The following is a 15,193-nucleotide window of genomic DNA, read 5'->3' on the forward strand; positions in this document are numbered from 1 at the left end:
AGCTTTTACGCCTTTCAACGTAGCCTTCTCGGCGTCTTAGAATTAGCGATGTCGTTTCACAACTAGCCGCGCCACGCACTTGTACACTTCCGATAGTGCAAGGACGAGAGCTGCAAGTCCCAGTGCTTCAAACCACTGATGTGGGTGAAGCGGCGTCGTGCCAAATGCCGTGTTCAGAGCTGGAATATAAATTACAGCCAACTGCAAAACGACAGAGAGCGCGATAGCTCCCCACAGCCACACGTTTGAGAAAAGATTCTTGAACGCGGACTGTGTGGCAGAGCGTGAAGCCAAGGCGTTGAATAGCTGCGCAAAGACGAGGATAGTAAAGCCCATAGTACGCGCCATGACCATCTGCTCGTCGTGTGATGCACCGTTGACGTTGACAGCGCTTATGTCAGTAAATAGGCCGCCCGGCAGATACAAGTCGATGCCAATTAGTGTCACAGCTGCCATAATAATTCCGATAAATGCGATGTCACACCACATAGCCGCGTCTATGACCCGGTCACTCATCTTGCGAGGCGCCCGGTTCATCACATCGTCTGTCTGCCCATCCACTCCCATTGCGAGCGCGGGGGCAGCGTCGGTGAGGAGGTTAATCCACAAGAGTTGTGTAGCAAGAAGCGGCACGGTCACACCTGTAGAAGATGGATCTTTAATACCGAGAACTCCAGCGAGTACCACGCCAAAGAAGACGGTAAAGACTTCACCAACGTTGGAGGAGAGAAGATAGCGTAAGAATTTGCGAATATTCTCAAAGATGATACGTCCTTCCTTGACAGCTTCTACTATCGTGGAGAAATTGTCATCAGCTAAAATCATCTTTGCGCTCTGCTTGGTCACCTCTGTACCTGTAATGCCCATCGCCACGCCTATGTCTGCGCTTTTGACTGCGGGAGCATCATTGACGCCATCGCCTGTCATCGCCACGATGTTGCCATGAGACTGCAATGCTTTGACGATACGCATTTTATGCTCTGGTGCTACACGCGCATACACAGAAACATGACGAACAGCTGCATTAAACTCGTCATCACTCATGGCATCAAGCTCGTCCCCTGTCAAGGCTGTCAGAGCACGACCTGTGATGTTTTCCGCGCGTTCTAATCCATATACACTTTCTCTAGTGTCGCCCTGCTGCTCGTCGATGATGCCCAAATCAGCAGCGATACGTGCTGCGGTAAGAGGATGATCACCCGTAATCATGATGGTTCTGATACCTGCACGGTGTGCTTCAGCGATGGAGTCACGCACTTCAGTACGAGGCGGGTCGATAATGCCGACCATTCCTGCCCAGATATAGTCATGCTCGATGGCATCAGCCTGCTCAGCGATGTCTTCCACACGCCCTGAAACATCGACACGTACGCCATCAATGTCCTGCATACGAGCCACGTGCAATGGAGCATACGCTTGCCCAAGGGTACGATATGCCTGATTCGACAAGCGCTCTACATGTGCGAGTATGTCCTGTCGGTCTCCCTGAGTCATTGCTCGTACATGATCACCCACAAGTATGTATGAACAGTGCTCGAGAAGGATATCAGGCGCACCTTTGGCAAATGCTGTCAATGAGTCAGCATCAGCTTTATCTCGCGCGATAACTGTCTGCATTTTACGTTCGGATGTAAAAGGAATCTCTGCTACACGCTCGATGCTCTGGTAGTCGTCCATCGCGTGAACTTTGCGCGCGGCTACGAGGAGAGACACCTCCGTAGGGTCACCGATAATTTCTCCTTCATCGCGTAGCTCACCATTATTCGCTATAGATCCAGCTACGAGCGCGGTCACAACTTCACGGCGTATCGGGCTCGACGTTTCTATCTCTTCGCCCTCTAGCCCGACAAGTACGCCTACCGGAACGTATCCTGTACCAGTCACCTTCACCTCGCCACTGGCAGTGATAAGCGTTTCGACGGTCATTTCATTACGTGTAAGAGTTCCTGTCTTATCTGAGCAAATAACCGATGCCGATCCCAACGTTTCCACGGAACTCAGCTTCTTAACGATGGCATTGTGCTTTGCCATGCGCTGCACGCCCAACGCGAGAACTACCGTCAGAATAGTTGCCAAACCTTCTGGGACAGCTGCTACGGCAAGAGATACCGCAAGAAGAAGAGACTCGATGACATCATCAATGCTGTGGAATCCTTCAAGCAACCACAGCGCAGCAAGCACTACTGCCGCAATGATGACAACGGCGATGCCCAAAATCTTGGAGACATTATCCATCTCTCTTTCCAGTGGAGTGGAATCTTCTTTCGTTTGCGACAGCATGTCAGCGATTTTGCCCACCTGAGTTTTCATACCCGTGGATGTCACAATGGCACGACCCGTACCTTGCGTGATTGCCGTGCCGTTAAAGACCATATTTGTACGGTCTCCTAAAGATTTTGTGCTCTCTAAAGTCCCCGTTTTCTTCGCTACAGGAAGCGACTCACCTGTCAGTGATGCTTCAGCGACACGTAAACTCGCAGCACTGAGCAATCGCCCATCTGCCGATACCGTATCGCCCTCACCTAAGATCAAGATGTCTCCTGGCACGACTTCAGCAGTATTAATGGTGACCGCACGGCCATCACGAAGCACAGTCGTATGCGGTGCAGTCATCTGCGAAAGCGCCTCTACAGCAGCCTCAGCGCGGTTCTCTTGAATGAACCCCAGCACAGCATTCACAATGAGAATAACGACGATAACTATGCAGTCAAACGGCAGCGGCTCAGCCCCAGATGGATTTGTAGAACGTTCAATAACCCACGCGACAAACGAGATGATCGTCGCCACAAGAAGCAAATAAACGAGAGGATCTTGGAACTGTACGAGGAAACGTTTCCACGCTGGTACAGCAGGCTTACCTGCTAACTCATTTCTACCATATTTCTCTAAGCGAGCACGTGCCTCTTCGCTCCTGAGACCATTTGTCACACTTGTGTGGAGTGCGGTCTCTACTGCATTGATGTCGAGGATGGAAGGGTCGGCATCTGCATATGGTTGCGAATCCGATGATGAATTTAATGACAAACCTAATGAAGAAGTCGATGGTGAATGAAGCTGCGTTTCACGAGGTAAATCAGACATGACCTACTCCTTGGTCGCGCCGCAGAGTAGTCAACGCGTCTCACGCGCTGTGCGGATATGAATACATACGTATATGAGATTCTAGCGGAAATTTTCGAATTGTGTAGTGGAGTTGCGCGCCGCATGAACTTATAATCACACTATGTACAAGAGCACGCATATCACGCAACCTTATACCTCGGCCCCGCCGAAGACTACGTATCGCAAGCCAGTCGAACTCGTGCAGCCGCGAGGATGGTGGAGAGGAGATAGTTATGCGTCCACTTTGCGTGACACGAGGTCCAACCCGTGGTGGGTACCTCTTGCTACTTTTGGGATTTTCTTCGTAGGATACATTGCTCTGAGTATCCCTGCCGTAGTGGTCGCCGCAATCAATTATTTCGGCACGGAAAGTATCAAAAGCCTTCTCCCATTTGCTCATAAAGGCTTTGACCCCATTGTTTCTGCAGATCCGACGTCAATTCTGCTTCAGTTTGGAGGCGTGGCAGTCATGCTTCCAGCACTATGGTGGGCAATTTACGTACTTCAACGCCAAAGTTTTGGTTCTCTCTCAAGCGTTTTTGGCCATATCCGTTGGCGTGCTTTAGGATGGTCCACATTCATCGCTTTCATCGGTTTTATGCTGCTTAACGGCATTTCTACGTATGTGGACTACCGACACGGCGCAGCTCTCTCGCCACATTTTCCTAATCTCTACGCAATTCTTCTGACACTGACACTTATCCCCGTTCAATGCATGACGGAAGAGTACCTCTTCCGCGGTGCTTTGATTCAAACCATGGGACGATGGATTCCTCGCGGACTTGCGCAAATTTTCGTGCCTATACTCCCTGCAATTATTTTCACGTCTTTGCATAACTACGACTGGTCAGGATTAAGCACAGTCTTCTGTCTTGGATTCATAGCTGGCTACTTAGCAATGTATTTCGGAGGGCTTGAGGCCGGTATGGGTATGCATATCTCTAATAACGTGACGATTATGCTTTTCACCGCATGCGGTTTCGTTGACACTTCACCATCAGCAAATTCGCCGTCTGGTTCTACTGCTTGGATATCAGCCGGAATAGATATCGCCGTACAGATTATCATTGCCGTCATTATCGTGGTGTGTGCATCGCTTTTTGGATGGTTTATGGATGAAGGTAAGGATTACATCGGAGAGTTCTCTAAGCGGATCCACCAGTGGGAAGAAACTACGGCCTCTCGTCGTCAGCTCCAGCGTGACTATAAGGTAGCAGCCGCCCTTGCTACTCAGTACCAATATGCACGTGTAGTAGCGTATCCTCCTGTCTCGCCAGTTGTACCCGCCGCACCGGCGGCTCCTACACCGATGACTCCTGCACCTGTAATGACTGCACCTATACCCGCGCCGACTCCTGCGTCTGCCGCTGCACCTTCCACTTCATCCCTTCCCATACCAGACGCACAAATCTCGCCGTATCGCGTAAAATAGTAAGTTATGGCAAATAAGAAGGGACCAACTAAGGGTTCAGGCGGCAAGCACCGCAATAAATTGGCAGGTAAGGGGCCTACTCCAAAGGCTGAAGACCGCGTATACCACAAGGCGTATTTCGCAAAGAAGGCAGCCGATAAACGTAAGGCAGCTGATCCGCGGCTGGCAGCAAAGCGTCGCGTAGCTAAATTTACTCATGACAGTGATGACATCGTCATTGGGCGCAATGCCGTCCTTGAGGCTTTGCGTGTAGGTGTACCCAGTAAAGACGTGTATATCGCTTCACATATTGAGCATGATGACCGCACACGTGAAATTATTCAGCTTGCTGGCAAGCAAGGCATCAATTTGCTTGAGGCTGATCGTTTGGAAATTGACCGCATCGCGCGTAGTTCTCACCACCAAGGCGTAGTCTTACGTGCACAGCCATATCAATATGCCTCCTTGGCAACACTCGCGCAGCGGGCAGAAACAAAGGCAGCAGCCCTCACTGGCGCATCTCCTAAAGCCCGTAACCTCGCACGTCCGCTCTTCATCGCTCTCGACGGTGTAACTGATCCGCAAAATCTTGGTGCTGTCATACGCTCTGCGGCAGCATTCGGGGCAAACGGAGTCATCCTTCCCGAACGTCGCAGCGCATCAGTAACGGCAGCAGCATGGAAAGTTTCCGCTGGAGCTGCCGCGCACATGCCAGTAGCGCGAGTGGTCAACCTTACGAAGGCAATTGAGAGCCTGCGCGAGCGCGGCTACTACACCATTGGGCTTGATGGCGGGGGTGATGCTCTCGTGGGAGAGTCTGGATTTGAGACAGATCCACTCGTCATAGTTCTCGGCTCCGAAGGCAAGGGGATTTCTCGCTTAGTGCGGGAGGCGTGTGACTCCATTGTAGGTATTCCTATGACGTCAATGGTGGAGTCGCTCAACGCGTCAGTTGCAGCTGGTATCGCACTGTATAGCGTGCATAAGGCTCGTATTTCCGCTACCGAGTAAGCAGCAATGCAAATATAGCAGTGGGGAATGTTTCACGTGAAACATTCCCCACCCTCACTGCGATTTGCTACAAGAGAATTTATAACCTTATGCTTATCTCCTACTCGGAAGCCCACACAGCGGCATCAGGATCTTCATCTGGATTGTAATCATCATAATCGTCCATCACACCAGAATCCGCTTCATCGAGAATAGACTGAATAGCTTCGGGATCTATCTCATATTCAGCTAATTTTTCCTCAATATAATCATCCGTAGCCTCAGGCATAGAAACATCATGCCCCACTTTTCCAGACATCTCCCAACGATGCTGGAGTACTTCATAGAAGAACTGAGCAGGCTCAATAAATTGACGATATTCCGTTGGAATGCGCCGTACCGTTGGCTCAAAAATCTCACGCATCCAATCGGTTGCAACGACTTCAAGCTCTTCACCTTGACGCCATGTCGACGTGCGGTACGCATCTAAATCGTTAAGAAGTCGTCGTGCTTGGTTTTCCTGAACGTCAAGACCTGTTAAGCGAAGCAGTTTGTTCGACGCATAGCCAGCATCCACCACACGAGGGCGAACGTTGATACGATTGCCGTCCTCGGTAGCAGTCATCTCAAGCTCGTCCACATCAAAGCCAAGCTCATTGAGACGGTTGACACGCTGCTCAATCTTCCACATCTCATCCGTAGAGAAGGAATCCATGCCTGTCAAAGCATCCCACAGCTCATGGTAGCGATCTGCCAAACGGTTGCCTACCTCAATTTCGTCCACCTCAGATGGCAGCAGGTTTCCAGAATGCAAATCCATGAGCTCACCAATGATATTCGTGCGCGCTAAATCAATGTCATATTCCCGCTGCCCATCGGTTAAATTGGAGTACAACGCACCTGTCTCTGCGTCTACAAGAACAGCAGAGAAATTATCTGCATCGCGCAAAAAGAGAACGTTTGACAACGACACGTCGCCCCAGTAGAAACCCTGCAAATGCAAGCGTACGAGAAGTACCGCCAAAGCGTCAATGAGTTTGTCCGCAGTGTCTACGCGCAAATTTCGAGCAAATAATGCCCGATATGGCAGCGAAAACTTCAATTGCTCAGTGACCAAAATCGCTTCAAGTGGCTCGCCATTAGAATTCTTACGTCCCGACACAACAGCAATTGGCTTAACGCTTGGAACATCAATCTTTTCCAGACTGCGCAGCATCTCATATTCACGTGTAGCCGACCGGAAAGAAATCTCTTTCAATGCATCTACATGGTCTCCTACCCGTACAAATCGTACAACGTGCCGAGATATACCTCGCGGTAAATTCACTGTTAAATCTTCAGACCACCGAGCCAACGGAAGCGACCATGGCAGGGTAAACATGCGAGGGTTTGCCGTAGCGGAAGTAATAGTAAGTGCTCTCGGCTCAGTCTGCTCAGCGACATCGTCACCAGACTTTACAGACGTTGCATTTGTCAATCGTGGATCTTGTTCCATGGAACCCACTTTACTCACGGCTTGCTAAATTTACCTATTGTCTTATCACTTGTCTCGACACGCTCATCCGTTCCGAGCGCACGACGTAAAGCACTCATACGATACCCCCAAATACGCTTACTAATATCCGCGTCTGGAGCAACGTTCTCCCCTCCATGCACCATGCGCGGAGTCATGTGCATCTCAACCTCTACTCCGGCAGCTGAAAGTTGGGTGGCGAAAGAAAGATCTTCATCACGAAATAGGTCGAGAGTACCCACGTCCATATATACAGGCGGCAGTCCTTCAAGCTCAGCAATGTCCGCCCGAGCCGGAGCCGCATAGATATCTGGCTCATTGTCCGCAAGGTACCAACGCCACGCTTCAAGACTATCTCGCCTATTCCACGCGCCAGGCTTCGTTTCAGTAATTTGATATGAAGACGGAGTAGTATGTCTATCATCAATCATTGGATACATCGCCATAATGAATTTTGGCATAACTAAACCATTGTCTCGAGCATACATTGCTAGGGCTAAAGCGAGATTCCCTCCCGCAGAACCACCATAAAATGCAAGTCGATTCATATCAATATTCAAGTGAGTACTATTATCAGCGAGCCACTGAAGTGCAGTCGCACAATCGTGTAACCCAGCAGGATAGGGGTGCTCAGGCGCTAATCGATAATCGACACTTAGTATAACGGCGCGAAGTTCATGAGCAAGTCGTGCATAGATAATGTGCTCAGAATCTAGGTCGCCTTTCCACAGTCCTCCGCCGTGGAAGCACAGTAATACCGGCAATTCCTCATTAGCAGATTCGCGTGGCGTGTAAAGCCGCACAGGCACAGATATGTCGTCGCGCAAGCTTAGATTGTCTCCCTTTAATCCTCTCACGTCGAAATTTGAGACGATAAGATATTGGGATATCCAACTTGGCTCTTCCACCTTAATTGAGGACTGTATTTCACGGCGTTTTTGTGGGGATAAATGAGTTACTGTTCCCACATGATTCGCTATTTCCATAAGTGGCATGTACAGTTGTGAATCCACGGAAGTATAGACCCATTCTGCACCAGAATATGTATACCTCATCGTACTTGAGAACCTTTACGCTATTTGCACTGCTGAGCGAACCATGACGTGATGGTCGTCGGATGGGTGATAGCCGTACCAACCACAGCACACCATGCGCCCTTATCCATGACTAATTTCAAATCTTGTGGCGTATGAATTCTGCCTTCGCAAATCACTGGGGTATGCGGGAAAGTAGCCACCATGCGTTCAAGGAGTTCTATATCCGGACCTGTAGTTTTCTCACGCTCACCTGTATATCCGCTCAGCGTAGTGGAAATGATGTCAGAACCTGCGTCTACAGCCATACGCGCATCTTCGAAACTTCCGCAATCTGCCATAACGAGAGCTCCTTCGCTATGGAGGGCTTCTACATTTTGCGCATACGTTAGTCCATCTGGGCGAGGGCGACGAGTAGCATCCAAAGCGATGATGTCAGCACCAGCAGTCATGCAGCACCGCGCATGCCGCAGTGTAGGGGTAATGAAGACTCCTTCGTGCCCATCTTTCCATATACCGATTACGGGAACACCAACCTGTCCTTTAATCGCGGCGATATCTGCCAACCCTTGGCAGCGAATTCCGACGGCACCACCGAGGACAGCCGCCTGAGCCATTTGTGCCATCGTCTCTGGGTGGCGCAACGGTTCGCCGGGATATGCTTGGCAGCTTACCACCAGACCACCACGAAGGGATTCAATAATAGGATGCGTCATTACATTCCTTCTTTCTTTACTTTAAGCTGCTTCGTTCCTTCTGAAGTCCTAAGCTTTTAACGTTCCTTACGCGCGCTAATATATGCATGAACAGCATAGGCTGCACCAATAAGCGGAGCATCATCACCCAATTCGCCAGAAACGAGTTTAGTCTCTTGAATTGGCCCAAGAGCACTAGAGAAAAACCCCTCGCGCAAAGCGTCCCACCACACTTGCCCAGCTTTCACAACTGAACCAGACATAACAATAATTGAGGGGTCTATGAGATTTGCCATTCCAGCGATACACTCACCAAGAGCCTTTGCAGATTCGTACACGATTGTACGAGCAAAACTCTCCCCATTCATCATGCGTTCCACAACGTCTGCGCCATTAAGAGCCGTGGCAGTATGCTTATCCTTGCGCAGATTGTAGAGAGTGGCAAGCCCTGTGCCTGACGCTACAGGCTCAATATGCCCATACGCCCCACACGAGCATAGGACGCCAGCTCCTAAACCATGAGATACGTGACCAGCATGTCCTGCAGCACCGTGCGCGCCGGATTTAAGTGTTCCACGCTCTATGTAAGCGCCGCCGATGCCCGTTCCAATTCCGAGAGAGAGCACCGACTCATATCCTTTTCCAGCACCATAGAGTGCTTCACCCAAGCCATGTGCACCGACATCTCCTACCATATACACAGGTACGCTGCCCACTACAGGGCTTTCTTGCAGGGCTCGCGCTACACATTGCCCAGCCCAGCCAGGCATAATATCTGTTGCAGAGATAATAATGCCACGTTCACTATCTACCACTCCAGCACTACCGATTCCTATGCCCCTTATAGTAATTCCAGCATTACGTGCTCTCTCATACTGCCTTTCTATGAGTTTCACTACTGTGCGTAATACATGAGGACCGCCACTGAGAGCATCAGTTGGCTTTCGCACTCGGCAGCTGACGGCAGCGGTATGCTCTGCTTCCGTTAGCGCATCTGCCTTCGACGCTGCCTTTCTTAAAATCTGTGATGAAGGCAAACCCACAAAATCTTCTGAGTCTGTTCCAGAATCTTCCATATAAGCAGATTCTGTCATCGCAACGATAGCACTTGCTATCTTTGTGCCACCAATATCAACGGCAATGTATGATGGACGATTATCCACAATTAATTGCTTAGAATTAAAATCCTCATCCCATCGCATAACGAATCTCCTTATATACGTGTCGGAGGTAGTCTATGCGTGTATTTAAATGAGCCGCAGCTGGAACACAAATTTTTGCACCGACGTAACCGTCAGCAAGCCATTTCTTGCTCTCGCATGCATCGCGTACGGCACTATTCACGGCGTCAGGGGTCATTAAGCTATGAGGTTCATCCACGCTCAACGGTACATGTGCATCTTGCCAAGCGTAACTATAATCGCCAAGCGCTTGTGCACTTACACCAGAAAACATGAGACCGGTCAACGCATTCGCCTGTACACATTGCTGTATATGCGCATTCGCCTGTGCCACACTGCGCGCTTCCAACACACTTCGTCCCCAATTGACAGTTATGCCGAGGTCATAATTACATGCTAATTTAATCTCATCTTCGATAGGCAAAAAGCCTTTTTCAGCTGGCTGCCCCTCTACCTGTTTATCACAGTGCTCGATAACAATCTGAGCTCCTCCCCAATCCCACGAGCAGATTTCATCTAAGCTTCGAGACATCGCCGCCGCATCGGCGCAGCCTTTCGGGGCAGTATGAATTTGTATATATCGAATGTCGGCAGCTCCACGGCGTTGAAGAAAATTATCAAGATTATCTCGCATTGTTCTGAGATAAAGAAGTGCCTCGTGCCGTCCTAAAATATCGCACGACGCCAATCCGAAGCGTTGATTTTTCCCAACCTCTTGCATAGTTCCAGGAATGAGCGTCACCGTATTGCTATGCCAGTTTTTTGGCAGAACCCGAGCAAGCCATGCACAATTGTCATCATATGCAAGCTCTCCCGGATATGGAATTTCTGCGCCATTTATCCATTCCTCAGCAGCGAGCATGGTGTAATACTCTTGTTTGTCACGCTCATTCGCCGGCTGCGAGGCGTAAACTCCCACTATCACATCGAGAGACATTGCGCATCACTCCTTCATGTGCACAGTACATGCACAATACACAGAAAACATATGCGTCGCAAACACATTTTCTTACATAACAGTATATCATATTTGTCTGATGTCTGATATATATTATGTGTATAAATAATGCGATTTTCTATTTATCTCATCACAGTGATGTGATTGAAGTAAAGATAGAGCACCACACTCTCATGCAAAGAATGGAGTGACCATGGATATCACAGATAACGAAAGTTTCTTCGAAGCAGCTAACGTCGAAGAGCTTACCAACTCATTAACCACGGACGATAATCTACTCATGTCTCCTCGCCGACGTGTAGATATCACAATGAATGCTATTAAAACCTATATCATTAAAGAGGGGCTTCACCCTGGCGATCCTCTACCTACTGAGTCTGAGCTGTGCGAGCACCTCAAGACAGCACGATCGTCTATCCGCGAGGCACTTCGTAAATTAGAAGCACTTGATATCGTCACCGTCGCACACGGAAGAGGGACATTCGTTGGCAACCTATCTTTGGAGCCACTCGTGGAAGCTCTCTCGTTCCGCGCAATGATTCCCCACAATGATAGTTATACAGATTTACGAGATATCATTGAGCTGCGTAAGATCCTCGACTACGGTATGGCACGGCAAGTTATCGCGAGTATGCCAAATTTTAGCGAGAGCGAAATCAACCGTCTACGCGAGATTACAAGGCAAATGGATGCTGAAAGCGCCGAAGGACACACATTTCTTGAGCAAGACAGCGAGTTCCATACGACGATGATGAGGCACGTACACAACGCTATAAGCAAACAGCTCGCACAAAGTTTATGGCTCGTGCATATGGCGGTCGTTCCAGCATTAAAAGCTGATATTACAGCAGATTTGAAGCATACAGCTCAAGCACATTTAGACATTCTCAACGCGGCGATTGCAGGAGATGAAGATGCCTATCGTATAGCCCTAGAGACACACTATGCTCCGATTGAGGAAATTATCCGCCAGCTCAATCATTAAACAAATCATTAAGCAAACCAGAGAGTGCAAAAAAGGACGGCGCTAATTTAATTCGATTTAATTCAATTCAAACCAGCACCGTCCCCTTCTCTATCGGCTTTTTACTCCTTACTTTTACTGCTTTATTCCTGCTAAACCGTCACCTCATGTCCAGCACACCAGACACGCTGAACTTCCAAGGTGTCTGGGTGGAGAACAAGCAGGTCAGCGGCGTAACCCTCTTGAAGAAGCCCCAGAGGTGCACTTGTTACGCTGTTTACCTTATGGACACCTATCGCTCGTGCTGGCGTAAATGTTGCTGCCTCAATAGCATCCTGCACGCTCATTCCAACTTCATGCACCATGCGTTGCACAGCTTGCTCAAGTACAAGTGTGGATCCAGCTATTGCACCATTGCTCGCTAACCTTGCATGCCCATCAACGACCTTAACGTCAAGATTCCCCAGGGTATAAGCACCATCTGGACACCCAGCGGCAGCCATTGAATCCGTAACAAGAGCCAAACGATGGCACGCAAGCCGCGCAGCAAGACGGAGTACCGGTACTTGCACATGGAAACCATCTGCGATAATTTCGCATACAACGGCCTCTCTCTCGATTGCTGCAGCAATAGGGCCAGGAGCACGGTGAGATATCCCGTTCATCGCGTCGAACATGTGAGTCAAAATATCTGCTCCGCCCTCAAATCCCCTCACCGCAGCCTCATAATTCGCATCACAATGTCCTACTGCCGCATGAACTCCAGCTGCAGTAAATTGCGAAATCGCATCTACACCATGAGGCAGCTCAGGAGCTATAGTAATTTGACGCAAAGTGTCATCTGCCGCATGAAGAAGCTCACGCACACGGTCATCAGTCGGATCAAGTAGGCATCTTTCATCATGAGCCCCTTTACGCTGAATCGCTAAGAACGGTCCTTCAAGATGTAAGCCAAGCACGTCTTCACGCGCATGAGAGACCTGTGCAGCCTTACGCACATTATCAAGAAGTAAATCCCAAGGATTAGTGATAAGGGAAAGCACCTGCCGTGTAGTACCGTGAATCATATGAAAAGCACGTGCCTGAGCAATGGCGCTACTGCCATCATCGAAAGATGCCCCCCAAGCTCCATGCGAATGGATATCGATGAAACCGGGGCACACGATAAAACCGTGCACGTCGATAACTTCTTCGTCGGTATCAGCTTCACTTATGCTAGTCCTCCTCGCATGAGCTTCACTGACGTAGGTGGATGCGGGAAAATCACCAGATCCCGTGTTTTCAATTTTCCCGTTGACGACACGCACCCATGAGTTCTCTCGCACTGCATTCGCATCAATTAAGGTAGCGTGTACAAGCACGAAATTATGTAATTGAGCATCATCTTTCCCTCGCATTTGTAAATCAATGCGTTGGGCGACTTTTCCTCTCGCAGTTTCTGATGCGCTCATCACACTACTCAGCGCGCTCATTATAGAACCTGCCATTGAGGCTTATTTTGTGCTACCCACTTATAGTATTCAACCTGCGAAAGCTGTGAAGCAGCATCCTCATCAACGATAACCGTCGCATGTGGATGTAATTGCAATGCAGACGCTGGGCACATCGAAGTGACAGCTCCTTCAACGCTCGCCGCTATAGCAGCAGCTTTACTCTTGCCAAATGCAAGGAGTACCAAGTGGCGAGCCTTCATGATGGTGCCCACACCTTGAGTGATACAGTGTGAAGGCACCTGATTAAGATCTCCATCAAAGAACCGCGCATTGTCTACTCGAGTCTGCTCAGTAAGGGTTTTCATGCGGGTAGGTGACGTAAGCGAACTTCCTGGCTCGTTAAAGCCGATATGCCCATCTGTCCCAATGCCTAAAATCTGGATATCAATACCTCCCGCGTCCGCAATAGCCTTATCATATTCACTGCACGCGCGAGGTACATCGTCTGCTGCTCCATTAGGTACGTGAATATTATTGGGGTCAAGACCCACAGGAACAACCACTTCACGATCAATGACACTGTGGTATGACTGCGGATGGCTCAAATCAGACATCACATATTCATCAAGAGCGAAGCCACACACATGTGACACATCTAAATGATTTTCACGCACCTTTTGAGCAAGTGCTTGATAAGCGGTATGAGGCGTGGACCCCGTAGCTAGTCCAAGAGTAGCGTAGGGATTAGCCTTGATAAGTCTGCACGCTGCTTCGGCATAAAGGTTCCCCGCTTCCTCTTGAGACTTCACTATAAGTACTTCAGTCATAATTATCCTTCTACAAATTCTGTATCTATAAGTACTACTTGTGTACTGATTAGTGCACATATCAGTACACAAGTCACAAACTCATACGCCTCGGATATGAGCGCTTTCACTTACTTCATCTGCACTCACTACCGGTTTAAGCCCCACTTCGCGAAGCACAGAAGCGACTCTTTCAACATTTTCGCCTTTAAGTGGAAGTACAGGCTCAGGCATCTGATTTGTCTTGATAACACCGAGTAACGCCATAGCGGTCTTGAACGCGCCTACACCGGCGCCAAAGCCCTGAACGTTTTGTGGCGCAGATACTATGCGCATCAAATGTGCCGTGAAGTCTTGTTCTTTGCGTACGGTGAGCCAATCTCCCGCCTCATACGCTCGCCATTGGCGCACATAACTTGTGGCTTCTACGTTTGCCAGACCTGGTACTGAACCATCTGCGCCAGCCATGTAAGCGCCATCAACCACAACTTCCTGCCCTGTCAAAAGCGCGAGTGGATGTCCTGCTTCTTCGTTTTTATCCGCAAGAAAACGGAATGCTACGTCGTCATTCGATGAATCTTTGACGCCGCTGAGTACACCCTCACGTCCTAGACGCACGAGCATATCTGCTTGTAATTTTGTATGTACGCACACCGGAATGTCGTATGCGAATAATGGCAAATCGACAGCTTCGTGAATGAGCCGAAAATGGCGCTCAACTTCCGCCTGACCGCCTAACGCATAGAATGGCGCCGTAGCTACGATAGCGTCTGCTCCTAGCTCTTTCGCTGCTTGTGCATGTTTAATGACTCGCTGTGATTCCATATCAATACACCCAACGAGAAGTGGTACCCTATGATCGATGATACGGACTGCAGCCTCAGTAATTGCATGACGGCGTTCATCAGTGCTGAACGCTACTTCGCCAGAAGAACCTAATACAAACAGCCCATTAACTCCTGCATCTATCATGCGATTAATGCTGCGAGTAAATGATTCCTCATCAAACTGCCCATCAGCAGTAAGAGGGGTAACGACAGGCGGGAAAACGCCTCTAAAGCGATTATCCATGATTTATCCTTGTGCTATTTGAAAGTTTGTAAGTT

At 49.2% G+C, this 15,193-nt stretch carries 12 protein-coding genes; 3 read left to right on the forward strand and 9 right to left on the reverse strand.

The annotated features are described in order from the left end of the window. Positions 1-42: 42 nt before the first annotated feature. Complete coding sequence (locus ACFQY8_RS01880; RefSeq protein WP_377938049.1) at positions 43-3,081, reverse strand: cation-translocating P-type ATPase; 3,039 nt, start codon at positions 3,079-3,081, stop codon at positions 43-45. A gap of 142 nt (positions 3,082-3,223) precedes the next feature. Between ACFQY8_RS01880 and ACFQY8_RS01885 the strand changes: the two genes are divergently transcribed. Beyond that, on the forward strand, positions 3,224-4,534 hold the full coding sequence (locus tag ACFQY8_RS01885; protein WP_377938051.1) for a CPBP family intramembrane glutamic endopeptidase: 1,311 nt from the start codon (positions 3,224-3,226) through the stop codon (positions 4,532-4,534). A 6-nt stretch (positions 4,535-4,540) separates the two neighbouring features. After that, positions 4,541-5,524 (forward strand): 23S rRNA (guanosine(2251)-2'-O)-methyltransferase RlmB, encoded by a 984-nt coding sequence (gene rlmB / locus ACFQY8_RS01890; RefSeq protein ID WP_377938053.1) that lies wholly within the window; start codon positions 4,541-4,543, stop codon positions 5,522-5,524. A gap of 100 nt (positions 5,525-5,624) precedes the next feature. Here rlmB and ACFQY8_RS01895 read toward each other — a convergent pair whose 3' ends face one another. The 5 genes from ACFQY8_RS01895 to ACFQY8_RS01915 are packed head-to-tail and all read right to left on the reverse strand — an operon-like array spanning position 5,625 to position 10,863. Beyond that, a complete protein-coding gene (locus ACFQY8_RS01895) occupies positions 5,625-6,998 on the reverse strand; it encodes a DUF4032 domain-containing protein (RefSeq protein ID WP_377938055.1) in 1,374 nt (457 codons plus the stop codon). Positions 6,999-7,012: 14 nt separating this feature from the next. After that, positions 7,013-8,071, reverse strand: a complete 1,059-nt coding sequence (locus tag ACFQY8_RS01900; RefSeq protein ID WP_377938057.1) for an alpha/beta hydrolase — start codon at positions 8,069-8,071, stop codon at positions 7,013-7,015. Between the two features lie 20 nt (positions 8,072-8,091). Continuing rightward, positions 8,092-8,766, reverse strand: coding sequence for an N-acetylmannosamine-6-phosphate 2-epimerase (locus ACFQY8_RS01905; protein WP_377938059.1), 675 nt, complete (start codon positions 8,764-8,766; stop codon positions 8,092-8,094). A gap of 56 nt (positions 8,767-8,822) precedes the next feature. Then, positions 8,823-9,947, reverse strand: a complete 1,125-nt coding sequence (locus tag ACFQY8_RS01910) for an ROK family protein (protein ID WP_377938061.1) — start codon at positions 9,945-9,947, stop codon at positions 8,823-8,825. Next, a complete protein-coding gene (locus ACFQY8_RS01915) occupies positions 9,934-10,863 on the reverse strand; it encodes a DUF4862 family protein (RefSeq protein WP_377938063.1) in 930 nt (309 codons plus the stop codon). Before ACFQY8_RS01915 ends, ACFQY8_RS01910 begins: the two co-directional genes overlap by 14 nt. A gap of 214 nt (positions 10,864-11,077) precedes the next feature. Between ACFQY8_RS01915 and ACFQY8_RS01920 the strand changes: the two genes are divergently transcribed. Then, entirely contained in the window at positions 11,078-11,869 is a 792-nt protein-coding gene (locus tag ACFQY8_RS01920; RefSeq protein WP_377938065.1) for a FadR/GntR family transcriptional regulator, read from the forward strand. A gap of 131 nt (positions 11,870-12,000) precedes the next feature. Here the strand turns inward: ACFQY8_RS01920 and nagA are convergent, their stop codons facing one another. The 3 genes from nagA to ACFQY8_RS01935 form a co-directional block, all read right to left on the reverse strand. Further along, positions 12,001-13,299 (reverse strand): N-acetylglucosamine-6-phosphate deacetylase, encoded by a 1,299-nt coding sequence (gene nagA, locus ACFQY8_RS01925; protein WP_377938294.1) that lies wholly within the window; start codon positions 13,297-13,299, stop codon positions 12,001-12,003. 20 nt (positions 13,300-13,319) lie between these two features. Next, the gene (gene nagB, locus ACFQY8_RS01930) at positions 13,320-14,108 is read right to left on the reverse strand and encodes a glucosamine-6-phosphate deaminase (RefSeq protein ID WP_377938066.1); all 789 of its coding nucleotides are present in this window, start codon (positions 14,106-14,108) and stop codon (positions 13,320-13,322) included. Positions 14,109-14,189: 81 nt separating this feature from the next. After that, positions 14,190-15,158 carry a dihydrodipicolinate synthase family protein gene (locus ACFQY8_RS01935; RefSeq protein ID WP_377938068.1) on the reverse strand — a complete coding sequence of 323 codons (969 nt, stop codon included), beginning with the start codon at positions 15,156-15,158 and terminating at the stop codon, positions 14,190-14,192. Between the last annotated feature and the right edge of the window lie 35 nt (positions 15,159-15,193).

The sequence above is a fragment of the Alloscardovia venturai genome (genome assembly GCF_042676605.1).
GTDB classification, from domain to species: Bacteria; Actinomycetota; Actinomycetes; order Actinomycetales; family Bifidobacteriaceae; genus Alloscardovia; species Alloscardovia venturai.

Coding starts and splice junctions, on each gene's coding strand:
- ACFQY8_RS01935 (WP_377938068.1), bottom strand. CDS start 15,158: ATGGATAATCGCTTTAGAGGCGTTTTCCCGCCTGTCGTTACCCCTCTT.
- ACFQY8_RS01885 (WP_377938051.1), top strand. CDS start 3,224: ATGTACAAGAGCACGCATATCACGCAACCTTATACCTCGGCCCCGCCG.
- ACFQY8_RS01905 (WP_377938059.1), bottom strand. CDS start 8,766: ATGACGCATCCTATTATTGAATCCCTTCGTGGTGGTCTGGTGGTAAGC.
- ACFQY8_RS01920 (WP_377938065.1), top strand. CDS start 11,078: ATGGATATCACAGATAACGAAAGTTTCTTCGAAGCAGCTAACGTCGAA.
- ACFQY8_RS01915 (WP_377938063.1), bottom strand. CDS start 10,863: ATGTCTCTCGATGTGATAGTGGGAGTTTACGCCTCGCAGCCGGCGAAT.
- rlmB (WP_377938053.1), top strand. CDS start 4,541: ATGGCAAATAAGAAGGGACCAACTAAGGGTTCAGGCGGCAAGCACCGC.
- nagA (WP_377938294.1), bottom strand. CDS start 13,299: ATGAGCGCATCAGAAACTGCGAGAGGAAAAGTCGCCCAACGCATTGAT.
- ACFQY8_RS01895 (WP_377938055.1), bottom strand. CDS start 6,998: ATGGAACAAGATCCACGATTGACAAATGCAACGTCTGTAAAGTCTGGT.
- ACFQY8_RS01880 (WP_377938049.1), bottom strand. CDS start 3,081: ATGTCTGATTTACCTCGTGAAACGCAGCTTCATTCACCATCGACTTCT.
- ACFQY8_RS01900 (WP_377938057.1), bottom strand. CDS start 8,071: ATGAGGTATACATATTCTGGTGCAGAATGGGTCTATACTTCCGTGGAT.
- nagB (WP_377938066.1), bottom strand. CDS start 14,108: ATGACTGAAGTACTTATAGTGAAGTCTCAAGAGGAAGCGGGGAACCTT.
- ACFQY8_RS01910 (WP_377938061.1), bottom strand. CDS start 9,947: ATGCGATGGGATGAGGATTTTAATTCTAAGCAATTAATTGTGGATAAT.